This window comes from Desulfovibrio mangrovi (assembly GCF_026230175.1).
Classification (GTDB): domain Bacteria; phylum Desulfobacterota; class Desulfovibrionia; order Desulfovibrionales; family Desulfovibrionaceae; genus Halodesulfovibrio; species Halodesulfovibrio mangrovi.
This window is the reverse complement of record NZ_CP104208.1, coordinates 10,892-25,078: the sequence shown is the minus strand read 5'-3', so window position 1 is coordinate 25,078 and position 14,187 is coordinate 10,892. Positions and strand designations below refer to the sequence as shown.

Genomic DNA, 14,187 nt, shown 5'->3' with positions numbered 1-14,187 from the left:
GAACTCGTCATCCGCGCAAGGCGTTGGCCGCATCTTCGCTGCTGTCGCAAAGCGTATGCTCTTACCCCGCATCCCCCCGCAAAAGGGAGGCAGGAGCAGTGACCATGCGGAATGGGAGTCCGGAAAGTAATACCGTATCCGACAGGAGGCAACCCCCTCTCTCGCCGCCGCAAAGATGATGAGCCTGTTGCAACGCGTGTCAGGAAGAGATAGCATGCCACCCCATATGAGCCGCGCAGACCTCCTCCTCAACATGTACCAGTCCATGCTCGACCGGCTGGGTCCGAGCCATTGGTGGCCCGGCGAAACTCCGTTTGAAGTGGCCGTAGGCGCCATACTCACCCAGAACACCAACTGGGGCAACGTGGAACGCGCCATAGCCAACATCACTGCCAGCGGAAGCCTTTCGCCGCATGCCATGCTCGCCCTTCCCGATGCCGAGCTTGCAGAGCTCATCCGGCCCTCCGGCTACTACAACATGAAAGCCAAGCGTCTGAAGGCTTTTTTGCTCTGGTTGCAGGAATGTTGTGAAAGCGACATAACCAGACTCGGCAATCTGGACGCGGAATCGGCCCGCAAGGCCCTGCTCTCGGTCAAAGGCATCGGCCCGGAAACGGCGGATTCCATTGCACTGTATGCGGCAAGCCTGCCCACCTTCGTGGTGGATGCCTACACGCTGCGCATCTTCTCGCGCCATGGCCTTGTCCCCGAAGACACGGATTACCATACCCTGAGGGATTTCTTCATGGATGTTCTGCCCCACGATGTCGCCCTCTTCAATGAATTCCATGCGCTCATTGTCCGCGTTGGCAAGGAGTGGTGCAGAAAGGGCAGCCCCCGCTGCGAGGAGTGCCCCCTTGGAAGCTTTCTGGAAGGAGACCGGCCATGATGCGCCAGCCTTCCCCAACGGCTTCCCTGCCGCTCCGGCGCGATCTTTCGCATTGCGGCGTCTATGCCGTTCTGCTTCTGTTGCTGACGTTCCTGTTCCCTGTTCCGCTGCACGCGGCAGAACCTTCCGACATCAAGGCCAACCTGAAGGCCCAGAAGAAAAAGGCCCAAAGCACGGAAAAGACCCTGAGCAAGCTCACGGACAAGGAACGCACCCTGCACAAGGAGCTCGCTGCAACAGAAGACAGAATCCAATCGCTTGAACGCGATCTGGGCAAACAGGAAGCCGCCCTGAGCGACATTGAGCAAAAGCGGGCCGAATCTGAAAAAAGCCATGCCCAACTGCTGGAAAAACGCCGCAAGACCGAAAGGGAACTGGAAGACCTGCTGAACGCCATGTGGCCACTCTACATCGAAAGCCGTGCCGGACGCGGGGTGAACCTGCCGGACTGGCACGAAAGCGACCGGCGTTTTGAATGGTCCAGCCACATATATGCGGCCATTGATGCGAAGAACAGGCAGCTTGCCGAACAGCAGCAGGAAATTGCCTCGGTTCTGAAAAAGCAGGAGGACTTGGAACGCACGGCCCGTGAACGCCTCGCGTCGGTCAACAAATCCAAGGACCGTATTCTGCGGGACAAACTTGCCTACAACAGCAGACTCAAGAATGTACGCAAACAGAAGGAGGACGCGGAAGCCGAACTCAAGAACGTGCTCTCGCTCATCCAGAATCTCAACTACCGTCTCGAATCTTCAAAGGAACTCAAGGGCAAGTTCGCCCTGAACAAAGGCAATCTGCCGTGGCCGGCCCGCGGCATGCTGGCCCTGCGGTATGCACCGGAAGGCAATCCGCCCACCCGCGGATTGGGCATGGCGCTGATGAGCGGCTCCACCGTGCAGACCGTGGCTCCCGGCAAGGTGGTGCACAACGACGTACTGCGCGGTTTCGGCCGTGTTGTCATCGTCATGCATGATGCTGAATACTACTCATTATATGCATATCTTGCTGACAGCAGCCTCACAGTAGGGCAAGATGTCAAAAGAGGTCAGACGCTCGGAACAGCAGGTTACTTTCCTCGCGTGGAAGGCACGGGCCTCTATTTCGAATTGCGTTTTCACCAAAAAGCCATTAACCCTGAACCGTGGCTAACAGCTTTAAATTAGATACAATACAGTCTCTCGGAGGATCTGTAATGCGCATGACAATGTGGGTCGCTTCCGCGGCCTCTCTGGCAGTTCTCGCCTTCTCCTGCGTGCCCGGTCTGGCCACAGAAGACCAAAGTAAATTCGATTCTCTCAAACGTTTCAGCCAGGTGCTCGACATGGTGGAACGTTTCTACGTAAACGACGTCACCCGGAAGGATCTGATCGACGGTGCCATGCGCGGCATGCTCCAGTCTCTTGACCCGCACTCCACCTACATGGACCCCAAGGAACATCAGGAGATGCAGGAAACCACCTCCGGTGAGTTCTTCGGTATCGGCATAGAAATTACCCAAGATGAAAACGGCATCCTCAAGGTGGTCGCTCCCATCGAAGACACCCCAGCATGGAAGGGCGGCCTCAAGAGCGGCGACCTGATTCTGGAAGTGAACGGCGAGCCCACACAGGAAATGTCCCTCGGCAAAGCCGTTTCCAAGATCAAGGGCCCCAAGGGTACGCAGGTGATTCTGACCGTGTTCTCCAAGAACGACAAAGAACCACGTGAAGTCAAACTCGTCCGCGACGTTATTCCGCTTCTCAGCGTAAAGACCCGCGAACTGGACAACGGCTATCTCTGGGTACGTCTCATGCGCTTCTCCGAACGCACCACCGACGAACTCTACGAAAAGATTGCCGATTACACCAAGAACCACGAACTGCGGGGCATCATTCTCGACCTGCGTGACAACCCGGGCGGCCTGCTCGACCAGTCCATCAGCGTGTCCGACGCCTTCCTGAGCGAAGGGGTGGTTGTCTCCATCCGCGGACGTGGCAAGGACAGCCGCGAATTCAACGCCACCGCGAAGGATTCCGACATCACCGTGCCCATGACCGTGCTCATCAACGCGGGCTCCGCTTCGGCCTCGGAAATCGTGGCCGGTGCCCTACGCGACCAGAAACGCGCCCTGCTCGTGGGCGAACGCAGCTTCGGCAAGGGCTCCGTGCAGAACATCATTCCGCTGAACGACGGCGGCGCGGTGAAGCTGACCATTGCCCGCTACTACACGCCCAACGGCACGTCCATTCAGGCGGAAGGCATTCAGCCCGACATTCTCATGCCCTTTGAAGCACCCCGCGAAGATGAAAAAGGACTCCCCCGCCGCACCATGCGCGAGAAGGACCTGAGCGGGCACCTGGAAAACCCCAACGGCGATGGAGAGGGCGGCAAACCCGCTTTCAAGCGCAGCCCAGAAGCCACCGAGGCTCTCGGCCGCGACAACCAGTTGCGCCTCGCGCTCCAGCTGGTCCGCTCCCTGCCCAGAATCCAGACCATTCACTAAGAGCAACTGAGATACGACTTGATCCGGGGCGCGGTTATCCGCGCCCCGTTCATATGACGCTCCGGCCCTCACGCGGGCCACGCAGCAGAACAGACATCGACGAAATTCATGACCGAACCGACCCCTTCCTCCATTCCCCGCTGGGTATTGCCCGTCATGGGCGCAATATGCTGCCTTGTCCTCATCGTAGCGCTCGGTCTGGGGCTGAAAACCCTCCGCGATACCGGCATGCTGGAGAACAAGCCCTCCCCGGCCCGCACCACGGTCAACGGCACTGCCGTACGGGAGCAGGTGGATGCTTCCAGCCTGCCCTATGAAGAAGCTCTGGACGCTCCATTGGAAGAGGGTGTCAAAAAAATCGATTATGCCCTGCTGCAGGCACTCGGCGGCCTTGCGCTCAACCAGGACTCCATTGAACTCGCAGAAATCGAGTTACGGAGTGCAGGCAGTCAGGAGTACCATTTCCAGCGCATACGCCTTTCCGGCGCGCCCAATGAAGACATTGCCAATGCCATAGCGACATCACTCGCCATATGGGCACAAAATGCCACCTTGACCAAAAGCACCGAGTCAACCTATTCCATCTCCGTGCACGGCGTTACCACGCACGAATTAGCCCTCGCGCAGGAAACGTCTTTGCAGGGTCCGGAACCCACCACACCACAACCAGCGCCAGATTCAGCGGTTCCTCCGTCCGATGAATATGGCACGACTCCGGCTCCCGGACCTGCCCCCGACCCACACCAGACCCCCAAGGGGTCCGGCCGACTCGCCATTGTCATTGACGACCTTGGCGAAAGCGTGAGCGCGGCGCGAAAGCTGGTCGCCCTCTCCTACCCCGTGACCTTTGCCATCTGGCCCCGTGCTACCCACACGCGGCAAGTGGCCGAACTGGGCGCGAAACATGGAGAGGAGATCATCATTCACCAGCCCATGGAACCGGAAGGCTACCCTGAGGTACGCCCCGGCCCGGGCACCGTGTTCGTGCAGATGACGCCGGACCAGATTCACACGGTCATTGCGGACAACCTGACAAAGGTTCCCGAAGCCGTGGGCATCAACAACCACATGGGGTCACGCTTCACGCAGAACCGCGCAGCCGTGCAGGCTGCAATGGAAGAACTGCGCAAGCACAACCTGTTCGTGCTGGACAGCTGGACACACTCAAAGTCCAAACTGTTTGCCGAGGCACGAAACGCCGGACTCCGCGCATACAAGCGCAGCGTCTTCATAGACGTTATCCGCGACGTTTCCAGCATCGTGCACCAGCTCGAAAAGGCGGAACGCATTGCCCTGACAACGGGAGAGGCCATTGCCATTGGCCACCCGCTGCCTGAAACGCTCGCCGCTCTCAAACAATGGGAGGCAAAGCGCAACAAGGCAGTCACAGTTGTCACAGTGGGTTCGCTTTCGCCGAAATGATGTGGGAACGGCATCCGGCAATCGCTGCTTCGGATGCCCTTACGATAATACGTATTCAATCGGAGGAATATCTGTCATGCTGCAAAGAACCTTTTCCATCATCAAGCCCGACGCGACCGAACGCAATCTGGAAGGCGCCATTCTCGACCGCATCCAGAAGACCGGTCTCCGCGTTGTTGCCATGAAGAAGATCCGTCTCACCCGTGAACAGGCCGAAGGCTTCTATCACGTGCATAAGGAACGTCCCTTCTTCGGCAGCCTCGTTGAGTTCATGTGCTCCGGTCCCGTCGTCTGCTCCGTGCTGGAAGGTGAAGACGCCGTTACCAAGTACCGCGAACTGATGGGCGCAACCAACCCTGCCAACGCGGCCGAAGGCACCCTGCGCAAGGATTTCGCAGTGAACCTTGAAGCCAACTCCGTGCACGGTTCCGATGCCCCTGAAACCGCGGCATTCGAAATCAGCTACTTCTTCAACGCTCTGGAGATGATCGGTTAATGAAAACATTCGGCTGTATCGGGTGCGGAAACATGGGTTCCGCCATCCTCAAGGGACTTGCGGGAAAGGAAGGTCTGGCCTTTGCGGGCTTTGACCGTAACGAAAACGCGCTTGCCGCCCTTCGGGACGTCATGGACTTCATGCCTCTGGACTCCGAACTGGATGTCGCCGCCAAGGCGGACTACATCCTGCTTGCCGTCAAGCCGGACATGGTTGAAGCGGTTCTTGGCAAGATCGCTCAGGCCCTGACCAGAGACAAGGTCGTCATCTCCATCGCTGCAGGCGTTTCGCAGGCGGCGCTCAAGGAATACAGCAAGGGCGCGTGCCCTGTTGTGCGCTGCATGCCCAATACCCCCGCCATGGTGGGAGAAGGCATCTTTGCCCTGTGTTTCGAAGATGCAGACCTGAAGGACGACCAGCGTACAGCCGTTCAAGACATCTTTTCCGCCATCGGCCAGACGCTGGTGCTGGAAGAGAAGAAGTTCAACGCCTTCACTGCCGTGGCCGGCTGCGGTCCCGCCTATGTCTTCCATTTCATGGAAGCCGTGGTGGAAGCTGCCGTAACCGTAGGCTTTACACGGAAGGACGCTACGGATATGGTCATCAAACTCTTCAAGGGCTCAGTGAAGCTCGCTGACGAGTCCGACCAGCATCTGTCCGTTCTGCGCGAGATGGTTTGTTCCCCGGCCGGCGTTACCATCGCCGCCGTTAACCATCTTGACCGTACGGCAGTGCGCGGCAATATCATCGACGCTGTCCTCGAAGCCCGCCAACGCGGCCTCGAGATGAGCAAATAGCACCAGAAATACCCAAGTGACGGGGGGTATCGAATGTGTGCAGGGGCGCGAACCGTATGGTTCGCGCCCCTTTGATTTTTCCGTGCCGCCGCAGCGCCCGGTGATCAGGTAATCCTGCAGCCGCCTATGCGGCATGCCGGTTGCCCCCCCCATCCGGGGCAAACATATGCAACGCGCGCTCCATCTCACCGTAGGCGTCACGTGCCACGTCCGAAAGATCGCGAAGGGAAATTCCGAGCATGCGCCACGCGCCGTTGGCGGGCGGCATGACATGCTCGTCAGTCCAATAGGTGTAGCCGAGAGCCCGGGCCATGAAATCTGCAACGCCGACCACGGCGGCATATTCGGGATAACCGGAGGACATGTCCTGACTGTGGTGTTCCCGCACTGCCTGCACCAGACGGCCATCCAGCCCCCACGCCTGCAGGGCTGCTGCTCCCACAGCGCCATGATCGAAGCCGAGCGCATTGCGCTCTGCCATCTGGAAGGGCATATCCTGTGCTGAGGCCTCGCCGTAAATACCAATGATCTCCCGCCCGAGCCGTTCCACCAGCATGAGCCGCCCCACGTCGTGCAGAAGACCTGCCGTGAAAAAACGCTCCGGATCGGCAAAACCCGCACGAATGGCAAGGCTGCGGGCAAGACCGGCAACCATCAGGGAGTGCCGCCAGAATTCCCTCATGGACAATTCGTTGGAAACGGCCCGTTGATTGCTCATTTGCCCTGCCGCAAAGGCCAGACTGGCGAGCTGTCTGCTGCCCACCATGTCGACTGCATCGCGAACAGAGCCCACGGAATTCTGGCGATTGCTGCCGGATGCATAAAGAGGGCTGTTCACAAGACGCAGCAAGGCCAATGTGAGCACAATATCGTGCCTGATGATATCGGCCAGAGCGTCTGCGCTGCCTGCGGAATGTCGCGAAAACTCGGCAAGGCTTGCCAGAGCGCCGGGCATGGGAGCCAGATTGAAGCGCCCCTGCACAAGTGATTCCGGCGTATAACGCCCCCGCAACAAGCCCCCGGACCTTGGAAGCGCATCCAGAACAGGCCGTTCAATTCCGTAAGCATCCATATCCAGCTGCAGCATGATTTCTGCGTCATCAACGGCAACCTGCCGCATACACTCCACAAGCTCCCTGTCCCTGCTGCCCACAGGGTGCGCGTCAAAAAAACGGAAACGACGCGCAACAATACGCTCAGCCTTGGCAAGCGCACTTTGTTGATTCGCATCATCTCGCTGCAATATCTGCATGATCCCCTCCCGGCAAAACTGCCGGCAAAAACTATGCAAGAATCATTCTCAATAAGTGACCTCAAATTACTACGCTATGTTACGCCACAATAAAAAACTCCCATCGGAAATACTTTCCGGTGGGAGTCAAAAGAATGCCGGTATGTTAGAAGGACTCAGGGGCGTTGCGAAGCAAGGCCGTCAAGCGCGCGGTCAGGCTCGGCACGGTATGGCACCGGCGCAAAGGGCAAGGCGGACAGGGCACGGCGGTACTCATCCATGCGCTCCAGCGGAATATACTCGATATTCAGCACAAACTTGCCCGCGTTCGCAGCTCTGGCAAGCATCTCGGTGCGATAGGTGCTGTCTTCGGGGGTAACATTGAACAACAACGATTCGACCCCGATCATGTCGATGGCCTTCAGGTAGCGGGTTACAGCCTCCTCGGGAGCGTCGTTGAAAATTCCCTCTGCATTCTGGGGACAGATGATGAGGTCTGCGCCTCCTTTCTGGCGCAAGTAGTTACCGATCCGGACAACCAGCCGGATCATGTCTGATGCGCACGTTTCCAGCTCGCGCCCCTGCTCGAACCAATACCAGTAGGCGTCCACAATATCGAGGTACACACCGTCAAAGCCCGCAGCCAGAATCCTGTCCATGTAGGGTTTGAGCGCCAGATCCCACCATTGTTCGTGCCAGTACTTTACCTTGTAGTTTTCCGGCCAGTCTGGATTCTCGGCACCGAGAAACGCGGGAGGCGCTTCCTTCCATTGTGCATTCCAGTAGAAGCGATAGCTCTCGGCCTCGCCTATGGAAAAATAACAGAGCACCTTGCGTCCGCCGCGTTGCATGAGTGCCACTTCGGCAGGGGTGAAGGCATGGGCATCCGTTCCATCCGCGGAATAATCCACCACGACAAGATCAGTTGCCGAGGCGGCAACGACCTGCGGCTGCGCCTTCTGCAGCCATATGGCCCAGCTATCCGGACGGGGGACTATACGCACTTGCCGCACTGGTTGCACATCACGTTCAGTGGCATCACTCACCGTGCCCCCCTCCTCCCCATGCTTTGCCGACTCCCGAACACCGCCACATCCTGCTGAAATAACAACAATAACCGCAAAAAGAATTGCGCACGACAAACTGAATCTGCCCACCATACCCACACTCCTCATGCTCCACGCAAAACGCATCATCCAATGCCAGTAAATGCTTCATCTGCAAAGAGTCCATCTGTTATACTAATATTATTGCAAATATAATCTACCGGAGCTATGAATTATACATCAGAATCAGACAAGGGGAAAACCGTGAACACTATCATACGCTGCATCATAACAGTCCTTATGCTCGGAGCGCTGAGCGCATGTACCGCTTCGCACCAGCAGCACTATGTAAACACAGCCGCCATGCCATCCGGTGAACGCACGGCTGCGGTGCTGCCGCTGGTCAACCTGACTGCCCACCCCAACGCGGGCCGCATCGTGAGCGACATTCTTTCCACGGAGCTTTATGGGCTCAAGGGCTATACCTTCCTTGAATCCACGGCAATGCTGGAATCATTCAAAGGCGGCGAAGAAGACCTTGAATACGTTCTGGACAAGACCGTCGCACGCCGTGCAGGTCAGACTCTGGGCGTAGACACTGTTTTCTACGGTTCGGTCAGCGAGTTCCGCTACAAGCGCGGACTGGACCAGAGCCCCGTGGTCGGCGTGAACATCCGCATGATGGATGTGAAGACCGGAGAAGTGGTCTGGGCGGCCTCCATGACCGAAAGCGGTGGCTGTTTCTACGGCTGCGACACTTCGCTCAATATGCTGACGCAGGAGCTTTGCCAGAAGGCCGTTCAGGAACTGAGCGCAGCAGCGAATAAGCAATAAGCCCGCAACAGGACAATTTGCCGGGGGCACAATGCAAGAACGCTCTCCCCTCATCCTCAAGCGATTACGCCATCTTTTGCTATGCCTGTGCATCACAGGCATAGCTGTTTTCTGCAGCCATGCCCGCAGCGAGGCAGCGAGTGAGCCTGTCGCACGCAAGATCCTGGCGTTCTACAGTGAAAGCTCCGGTCAGCTTGCCAGCGACAACATATGGCGCCGCGGCTTTGCCATGCCGGGCAACTATCTTGGCATGCTGTCCGTCTATCGGGACATTGACCAACCGCTGCCTGAAAAGCTTGACCCGGCTGAATGGCGCGCTGTCGTCTGTGCCTACAATGCTCAGGCCATCAAGGCTCCTGACGCATTCATCAAATGGCTCGACACCGTTTCCCTTCAGGGAATACGTATCATCTTTCTCAACCACCCCACGGATATAGCGGAGAAAGCCTCTCAGGAAACCCGCAACCGTCTGGACCGCATTCTGGCGCGTATAGGTCTGACCTTTTCACCGGAGTCCACCACGGCTGGTAACCTGCTTGCCTACGACACGGTCGGCGGCAACATGAATTTCGAGCGCCCCCTGCCTACCATCCCACCGGCATTTGAGCGATTAACACCCGTGCGCAGCGAGGGCATCACCCCGTGGCTCAGCATACGAAATACGGCAGAGGGCACTACAGGCGTAGCTGTCGCCGTTTCCAGTGCGGGAGGTATGGCTCTGCCGGAATACATATCATGGATGGACCCCGCGGATTTCCGGCGTCAACTATACCTGGATCCCTTTGCCTTCCTTAGTGATTCTCTGGGGCTTGCAGGCCTGCCAGCCCTCACCCCCACCACGCTGAACGGCAAACGCATAGCCTTTTCACACATTGATGCAGACGGATTCAACGGCTTCACCAATGTAGACAAGACCAGAAACTGCGCAGAAATCATCCGGGACAAGGTGCTTGCCAAGGTAGACTTTCCTGTCACGGTGTCCGTCATTCAGGCAGAGGTGGACCCGCAACTCAAAGGCAGCGAAAATCTGATGGAAACCGCCCGCAGCATATTCGCCATGCCCAACGTAGAGCCAGGCTCGCATAGTTTCAGCCACCCATTCTACTGGGATGCGGACGACGAAGCCAAGGCCATGCTCTTCCAGGAAAAACTGGGACTGGACCAATACGGTATTCCGGTTGAAGGCTATTCCTTCGACCCGAAACGTGAAATCGTGGATTCCTGCCAATGGATCAGTGAACATCTTGCGCCGGCCGGCAAGCCCTGCCGCCTCATCCAGTGGTCCGGTTCATGCGATCCCAAGGAACCGGTGATGCGCATTGCTGCCGAAGCGGGAATGATGAATATCAACGGCGGCGACACCATTTTTGACGAGCGCAACAATTCCCTCACCACCGTCTCTCCCCTGTACAAACAGGTGGGCCCCTATGTGCAGGTGTTCACCGGCCAGGCCAACGAAAATATCCTGACCAACCTATGGACCGGTCCCTTCCACGCGTTTCGCTACATCACCCGCACCATGGAGCGAACCGGTTCTCCGCGCCGCCTCATGCCCATAAACGCGTACTACCACTTTTACAGCGCCGAGTATGACGCCTCGCTGCAGGCCCTGCTGGACGTGTACGACTGGATCGGGACGCAGGACGTGGCGCGCATCTTCACCTCCGCCTACATCCCCATGGTGCAGGACTTTGTTTCCGCCACGCTTGCACGGGAAGGCAGCACATACGTCCTGAAAAACTACGGCACCTGCCTGAGCGTACGCTTTGACACCACCAACAGGGTTCCCGATCTTGCCCGCTGCACCAATGTACTCGGGTATGACGTGCAGCCGCAGGGTCTTTTCGTCCATCTCGCACCCGGGACTTCGGAAGCCCGCATTGTTCTCGGCGATTCGCCGCATAACGCAACGCCATACGTTCGCAGCGCCACAGGATGGATTCACACATTCACAAGCAACGCACACGGCATCCGCTTCCGCTATGATGGCTTCGGCAAGGGGAGCGTGACGCTTGGCGGCCTTTCTCCGGATATGCCCGTTACAGTAACCACCGCAACCGGACAGAACAGAACATCTGTAACCGAAGACGGCACTCTGGCCCTGAAAGAGGTTGTCACCGGTGACGTGGAGATTCGCTTCCCGTGAGAATCAACCCGCTCTACGTTCTCTGCTTCTTTGCCTCGGTCTTTGTACTGACGCTGTTCATCTATCCCACCCAGCGGGAGATGGCGCAGTTGTATCTCGAAAGCGGAAACATACAACGCTCAAAGGCCATCGTCGAAAAAGCGTTGGCGGACAACCGTGCAGACTATGCCCTGCTCATGACGGCAGCCGAAGTCTACCACCTGCTTGGCCGACCGGAGCGGTCCATAGTTCTCCTGCAACAAGCCCACGAATTGAAACCCCGCAACCTTGCCATGCTGGAACGGCTTGTCAGGTACTACGAATGGAACATGCAGCCGTTGCAGGCCATTCCCATCTACGAAGACATTGTCGCGGCCACCCCGGCGCGGGCAGACACGCTGCGCACCCTTGTATCTCACTACCGCTATTACGGCATGCCGGACAAGGAGAGCCATGCCATTGCCCGCCTTGTCCTGTTGGAAAGCGCAAACGCCTCCCCTCCCAGACTGACAGTGCAAAACGTTTTGCGGGACGAATTGCTCAACCTTGCCAAAATCCGTCTGGAAAAAGAGTACGAACCGTTGCGCGACCTGCTCATGCAGCAGCTGTTCGTGGTCTCGGAACGCCTGAATGAAGCACTGCGTGAAGGTGAGACTGTTTCGGAAGAAGAATATACCACTCTCTGTCTTGAACATTTTCTGCGCACCGGAAAATTGCAGGAAGGTGCCCAATTTGCCCTGAAGGTTGACACCATCCAGGGTGGGGTTGCCGCCCGCCTGCGCTATTCCCTGATCATGCAGTGGAACAACCAGATCCGGGAAGCGTTCAACTATCTCAAGGAAGTGGACAGACAGACTCCGGGGAACGAGCAGGTGCTCCTCGCGCTCGGCAACGTAGCACGCCGGATCTCAGACAGAGACACCATTGAATACGCACTTGAGAATCTGACCAGAACGGCCCCCGACAACCCCGATTACGCTGAGCAGCTGGCCGAGGTCTACCTCGAGTCAAACAAGACGGACAAGGCCCTCAACCTGTTTGACAAACTGCTCAGCTCCGCACTGGACACCTTCCATATTCTCGGCCGCATGCTCACGGCAGCCCTCTTCAGCGGAGAGCAATCGACCATGCGTCTGGCGCTTGAAAAGGCGGTGCAATACCCCACCGACAGGGCGGACATTGTCGAGACAAAAATTGAACTGCACCTTGCCCTCAACGAACCCGACAAGGCCTACGCCCTGTTGCGGGCGCAGATGGAGAAGGCCACCCCATCCCGTGACCAGCTTGAACGTCTGCTCGACGTGGCGCAGGCGACAGGCAATCCGCCCACAGTACTCGAAGCCATCCGCCTTGCCCTCTACCATGAACCGGATGATACCGAATTCCTGAGAACAGGAGCCGATGCGCTGCTTGCGGTCAACGAGCCTGCCGAGGCCTACCGATTGCTGAAAAAGGTTGCCGTTGCCGGTCGCCTTGAGCAGGATGCCATCCGCATACTGGAAATGGCAGGCTATACGGCCGATCCGGTCACCGTGGAAGATGCCGCCACAACCGCTGCGGCCCTGCACCCCGCTTCGCTCAAGGTCATTGACTCGGCCGCCGAGATCTTCCTGTGGGTGAATACTCCCGCCAAGGCTCTCCCTTATGCGGAAAAGGCTGCCAGACTGTCCCGCGGCGACAAGGGGCAGGTGCTGCGCATGATCGAAATCGCCTCCTTCACGGGCGAGCAGGCGGCCCTCCTTCAGGCATTGCAGATTGCCGGAAAGCTGCGGCCGAATGATGAAGACATCGCCATGGCTTCCGCACAGGCGCTTGCATCGAGAGGTGACACCGCGGCATTCGAGGCTCTGCTCAGCCGCTTCACAGGCTCAGGCAAGAATGTGGACCAACTCCGCAGATGGGCAGTTATCGCTGAAAACGCAGGCATTACAGAACAGGCATATCGCCTCTGGTATCAGATCTACAAAAACACACCGAACGATCCGGCGCTCGCCCGCAAGGTCGCGGGACTGGCCTTCGACACAGGCCATTACAAGACCTCTGCCGAAATATGGTCCCGCATAGTCGCTACGGACAAAAAGAATTTCGACGCAGCCGTTGCCGCAGGCACCGCATGGGCTGCAGCAGGCGACACGGTCCAGGCGCTTGCCTATTTCGAAAAAGCCCTCGCAATCAACCCGCAGGATCGGCCGACCATGCTCGAAGCGGCCCGCAATGCGCTCTACTCCGGCAAGTACAAACGCTCCGTGGAATTGTATGAAGCCTACGGCGTGAATGCCCTGCAGGAGGAGGATCGCCTGACTCTTGCCGAGGCATACGGCAATACCGGCAACGCGGCCAAGGCGCTTGAACTCTTCGGCCCGCTTCTCGCGAAAGATCCTCTGCCCAAGGAACGCGCGCTCGCCATCACGCGCCTGCTCAATCTTGCGGGGCAGCGACAGAAGGCAGCCTCCCTGTACGGCAAGCTCGCCAGAGCATACGGGGACGATACCGATTTTCTTGCAAACCTCGGTGCGGAAGCTTTTTTTGCAGACCATCTCGGCCCCGCACTTGAGATTTTTTCCAAAGTACTTGAGAGTGTTCCGAATAATGCGACAGCCCTCAAGGGCTCTGCCATGATCCACGCCGAGAACAGCAACATCAGGGCAGCCATTACCCTGTTCCGTGAATACAACAGGCGCTACCCCAATGACGGAGACGCTCATTTCAGGCTCGCCGAACTGTATACCATAACGGGAAAGAATGAATACGCGCTCAAGGAATACAAGATAGCCGCCCGACTGCTGAAGCGCATCCTGCGCCCCGATATGACCGTCCGGCAGGATGGTCGCACCCGTAAGGAAGCGTTGCAGCCCTAGGGCTCCA

Annotated in this window: 11 protein-coding genes; 9 read left to right on the top strand and 2 right to left on the bottom strand. The window is 57.9% G+C overall.

Annotated elements, in window-relative coordinates; translation table 11 throughout:
• Positions 1 to 226 precede the first annotated feature (226 nt).
• From N1030_RS00095 to proC, 6 genes are all read left to right on the top strand, one after another.
• Positions 227 to 889, top strand: a complete 663-nt coding sequence (locus N1030_RS00095) for an endonuclease III domain-containing protein (protein ID WP_420842848.1) — start codon at positions 227 to 229, stop codon at positions 887 to 889.
• Positions 886 to 2,052, top strand: coding sequence for a murein hydrolase activator EnvC family protein (locus N1030_RS00090; protein ID WP_265826921.1), 1,167 nt, complete (start codon positions 886 to 888; stop codon positions 2,050 to 2,052). Before N1030_RS00095 ends, N1030_RS00090 begins: the two co-directional genes overlap by 4 nt.
• 29 nt (positions 2,053 to 2,081) lie before the next feature.
• Positions 2,082 to 3,371: a S41 family peptidase gene (locus N1030_RS00085; protein ID WP_265826920.1), complete on the top strand. Its 1,290-nt coding sequence runs from the start codon at positions 2,082 to 2,084 to the stop codon at positions 3,369 to 3,371.
• Positions 3,372 to 3,479: 108 nt separating this feature from the next.
• Positions 3,480 to 4,793 (top strand): divergent polysaccharide deacetylase family protein, encoded by a 1,314-nt coding sequence (locus tag N1030_RS00080; protein ID WP_265826919.1) that lies wholly within the window; start codon positions 3,480 to 3,482, stop codon positions 4,791 to 4,793.
• A 76-nt stretch (positions 4,794 to 4,869) separates the two neighbouring features.
• Entirely contained in the window at positions 4,870 to 5,289 is a 420-nt protein-coding gene (ndk, locus tag N1030_RS00075; RefSeq protein WP_265826917.1) for a nucleoside-diphosphate kinase, read from the top strand.
• A complete protein-coding gene (proC, locus tag N1030_RS00070; RefSeq protein ID WP_265826916.1) occupies positions 5,289 to 6,086 on the top strand; it encodes a pyrroline-5-carboxylate reductase in 798 nt (265 codons plus the stop codon). Before ndk ends, proC begins: the two co-directional genes overlap by 1 nt.
• A 124-nt stretch (positions 6,087 to 6,210) precedes the next feature.
• Here the strand turns inward: proC and N1030_RS00065 are convergent, their stop codons facing one another.
• Both N1030_RS00065 and N1030_RS00060 read right to left on the bottom strand, forming a co-directional pair.
• Positions 6,211 to 7,338: an HDOD domain-containing protein gene (locus N1030_RS00065; protein WP_265826915.1), complete on the bottom strand. Its 1,128-nt coding sequence runs from the start codon at positions 7,336 to 7,338 to the stop codon at positions 6,211 to 6,213.
• Between the two features lie 155 nt (positions 7,339 to 7,493).
• The gene (locus N1030_RS00060; protein ID WP_265826914.1) at positions 7,494 to 8,477 is read right to left on the bottom strand and encodes an MJ1477/TM1410 family putative glycoside hydrolase; all 984 of its coding nucleotides are present in this window, start codon (positions 8,475 to 8,477) and stop codon (positions 7,494 to 7,496) included.
• 150 nt (positions 8,478 to 8,627) lie between these two features.
• Here N1030_RS00060 and N1030_RS00055 point away from each other — a divergent pair, with 150 nt between their 5' ends.
• From N1030_RS00055 to N1030_RS00045, 3 genes are read left to right on the top strand one after another with little or no spacing between them, the layout of a single operon-like run.
• Positions 8,628 to 9,197: a GNA1162 family protein gene (locus N1030_RS00055; protein ID WP_265826913.1), complete on the top strand. Its 570-nt coding sequence runs from the start codon at positions 8,628 to 8,630 to the stop codon at positions 9,195 to 9,197.
• Positions 9,198 to 9,228: 31 nt separating this feature from the next.
• Positions 9,229 to 11,343, top strand: coding sequence for a polysaccharide deacetylase family protein (locus tag N1030_RS00050; RefSeq protein ID WP_265826912.1), 2,115 nt, complete (start codon positions 9,229 to 9,231; stop codon positions 11,341 to 11,343).
• A complete protein-coding gene (locus N1030_RS00045) occupies positions 11,340 to 14,180 on the top strand; it encodes a tetratricopeptide repeat protein (protein WP_265826911.1) in 2,841 nt (946 codons plus the stop codon). The genes N1030_RS00050 and N1030_RS00045 overlap by 4 nt, the downstream gene beginning before the upstream one ends.
• The last annotated feature ends 7 nt before the right edge of the window (positions 14,181 to 14,187 follow it).

Coding starts and splice junctions, on each gene's coding strand:
- N1030_RS00065 (WP_265826915.1), bottom strand. CDS start 7,338: ATGCAGATATTGCAGCGAGATGATGCGAATCAACAAAGTGCGCTTGCC.
- proC (WP_265826916.1), top strand. CDS start 5,289: ATGAAAACATTCGGCTGTATCGGGTGCGGAAACATGGGTTCCGCCATC.
- N1030_RS00095 (WP_420842848.1), top strand. CDS start 227: ATGAGCCGCGCAGACCTCCTCCTCAACATGTACCAGTCCATGCTCGAC.
- ndk (WP_265826917.1), top strand. CDS start 4,870: ATGCTGCAAAGAACCTTTTCCATCATCAAGCCCGACGCGACCGAACGC.
- N1030_RS00080 (WP_265826919.1), top strand. CDS start 3,480: ATGACCGAACCGACCCCTTCCTCCATTCCCCGCTGGGTATTGCCCGTC.
- N1030_RS00050 (WP_265826912.1), top strand. CDS start 9,229: ATGCAAGAACGCTCTCCCCTCATCCTCAAGCGATTACGCCATCTTTTG.
- N1030_RS00060 (WP_265826914.1), bottom strand. CDS start 8,477: ATGGTGGGCAGATTCAGTTTGTCGTGCGCAATTCTTTTTGCGGTTATT.
- N1030_RS00090 (WP_265826921.1), top strand. CDS start 886: ATGATGCGCCAGCCTTCCCCAACGGCTTCCCTGCCGCTCCGGCGCGAT.
- N1030_RS00085 (WP_265826920.1), top strand. CDS start 2,082: ATGCGCATGACAATGTGGGTCGCTTCCGCGGCCTCTCTGGCAGTTCTC.